Source organism: Cryobacterium sp. 10I1 (genome assembly GCF_035019805.1).
Lineage (GTDB): Bacteria > Actinomycetota > Actinomycetes > Actinomycetales > Microbacteriaceae > Cryobacterium > Cryobacterium glucosi.
Genome location: NZ_JASJVF010000386.1, coordinates 1 through 2,136 on the forward strand (window position 1 = coordinate 1; position 2,136 = coordinate 2,136).

Here is a 2,136-nt window from a genome sequence, read left to right on the forward strand (position 1 = left end):
TGTTAACGCCGACCGAAAACAGGGCCAGAAACGCCAACTGAAAATAGGGCCACCAACCATTATGGAAGGTGATCAAATTGGATGATTGGGCAGAGATTCGCCACCTGCATTCGACGGGCAAGCATTCGAAACGGGAGATAGCCCGGCTGGCCGGGGTGTCCCGGGGAACGGTGGATCGGGCGTTGGCTGTGGATAGGTCGCCTACGTATAAGCGCGAGCCGACCGGGTCGAGTTTCGACGCGTTTGCGTCGCAGGTGCGGGTGTTGCTTGCGGCAACGCCGACGATGCCGGCCGCGACCGCGGCCGAACGGGTGGGCTGGTCGGGGTCTCCGTCGCTGTTCCGGGCCAAAATCGCCGAGCTGCGCCCGGAGTACGCGGTGCCGGACCCCGCGGACCGGCTGGTGCACCCGCCCGGGTTCCAGGTCCAGTGTGATCTCTGGTTCCCGCACGAAGACCTGCCGCTGGGCCATGACCAGGCTGCTGCGCCGCCGGTGCTGGTGATGACTTCGACGTTCTCCGGATTCATCCAGGCCCGCATGTTGCCGTCTCGGACGACGCCGGATCTGCTCGGCGGGATGTGGTCGTTGCTGCAGGAGGCCGAGGCCGTTCCCGCCCGGCTGACCTGGGACAACGAGACCGGCATCGGGCGCGGGAAACTCACCGAGCCCGCCGCCGCGTTCGCCGGTACGCTCGGCACCCAGATCAAGCTACTCAAGGCCCGTGACCCCGAGTCCAAGGGCATGGTCGAGCGGATGAATCGGTTCTTCCGCAGCCGCTTCATGTCGGGCCGGGCGTTCACCTCGCCCGACGACTTCAATGAGCAGTTGGCCGGGTGGCTGCCCATCGCGAACAACCGTCTCTCCCGGTCACGCAGAGGCCGCCCGCAGGACCTGATCAGCATCGACCGGGCGGCGATGCGCGGGCTGCCGCCGCTGGCGCCGGAAGTGATGTTCCGAAATAGCGTCCGGCTCCCACGGGATTACTACGTTCGCGCTTTCAGCAACGACTACTCCGTCGACCCGACCATGATCGGCCGGGTCGTGGACGTGACAGCGGGCCTGGAACGCGTCACCGTCCACCACGACGGGGTCCTCATCGCCGCGCACCGCCGGAAATGGGCTCGGCAACTGACCGTGACCGATCCGGCGCACGTCCTCCGCGCGGCCGAGCTGCGCGCGCAGTTCCAAGCCCAACGCGCCCGCCGGCCCGCGGTCACTGCCGTCGTCGAGATGGCCTCACTGGCCCGCTACGACGAACTCTTCAGCGTTGACCTAGACACCACCCCGACCGTGTTGGCGGTCGCGTCATGACCGGGTCGGAAGCGGCCTCGCAGATCGAGTACTACGCCCGCGCGCTGCGGGCCCCACGGATCAGCGAAGCCTTCCGGCGCCTGGGCGACCAGGCCCGCGACGCGGGCTGGTCCCACGAGGAATACCTCGCCGCAGTGCTCTCCAAAGAGGTCTCCGAACGCGAAGCCTCCGGGGCAGCGCTCCGCATCAAGGCCGCCCGGTTCCCGGGTCACAAAACCCTCGAGGACTTCAACTTCGACCACCAGCCCTCCGCAGACCGGAACCTGATCGCGCACCTGGGCACGAGCGTGTTCCTCACCGAAGCGAAGAACGTCGTCCTCCTCGGGCCTCCCGGAACCGGGAAAACACACCTCGCCGTCGGCATTGGAATCAAGGCCGCCAAAGCCGGCCACCGGGTCCTCTTCGACACCGCGACGGGCTGGGTGACTCGACTCCAAGAAGCCCACTCACGAGGCAAACTCGCCGCCGAACTCATCAGGCTGCGCCGTTACAGCCTGCTGATCGTCGATGAGGTCGGCTACATCCCCTTCGACCAGGACGCCGCGAACCTGTTCTTCCAACTCGTGTCATCTCGCTACGAACACGCCTCACTGATCATGACGAGCAACCTGCCCTTCGCCCGCTGGGGCGACGTGTTCGGCGACCTCACCATCGCCTCCGCGATGATCGACCGCATCGTTCACCACGCCGACGTGATCAGCCTCAAAGGCAACAGCTACCGGCTCAAGCAACACCAACCCACCGCGACTACGGCACACTAGAACCACACGAGAGTGGCCCTGTTTTCAGTTGGCAGAAGTGGCCCTATTTTCGGTTGGCGTTAACA

Annotated in this window: 2 protein-coding genes; both read left to right on the top strand. The window is 65.8% G+C overall.

The features are described 5' to 3' along the window. The first annotated feature begins 68 nt into the window (after positions 1 to 68). Positions 69 to 1,310 carry a Mu transposase domain-containing protein gene (locus tag QN345_RS18305; protein ID WP_322135187.1) on the top strand — a complete coding sequence of 414 codons (1,242 nt, stop codon included), beginning with the start codon at positions 69 to 71 and terminating at the stop codon, positions 1,308 to 1,310. Next, positions 1,307 to 2,071, top strand: a complete 765-nt coding sequence (gene istB / locus QN345_RS18310; RefSeq protein ID WP_322135186.1) for an IS21-like element helper ATPase IstB — start codon at positions 1,307 to 1,309, stop codon at positions 2,069 to 2,071. The genes QN345_RS18305 and istB overlap by 4 nt, the downstream gene beginning before the upstream one ends. The last annotated feature ends 65 nt before the right edge of the window (positions 2,072 to 2,136 follow it).